The organism is Tetzosporium hominis, from assembly GCF_002265435.1.
GTDB lineage: Bacteria > Bacillota > Bacilli > Bacillales_A > Planococcaceae > Chryseomicrobium > Chryseomicrobium hominis.
Map to the genome: position 1 here is coordinate 1 of NZ_NOKQ01000308.1, position 261 is coordinate 261.

The window sequence follows — 261 nt, forward strand, 5'->3', positions numbered from 1 at the left end:
TAGAAAACAGGCTGATCAATTCATCCTTTTTCTTAAAGCCCACCTGGAAACCGAGATAACCAAGGAAGAACGCTAAAAACACAGGGATGATTGTGCTGAATATGCGGTAAGGTATATTGTCTAAAGGAATAACATTTACGATAAGATAAGCGATTATAAGTCCAAAAACCAGGCCAAGACTTCCAAATAACAAATCTGGAACCGGCGCTTTTAACAATGAATCCTCTATCCACTTCACCCAGTTCACAACGTATTCTGTAC

Annotated in this window: 1 pseudogene; it reads right to left on the bottom strand. The window is 39.1% G+C overall.

Annotated features, from left to right (window positions below):
- Positions 1–261, bottom strand: a pseudogene (locus tag CF394_RS13555) (PIN domain nuclease); the annotation flags it as partial.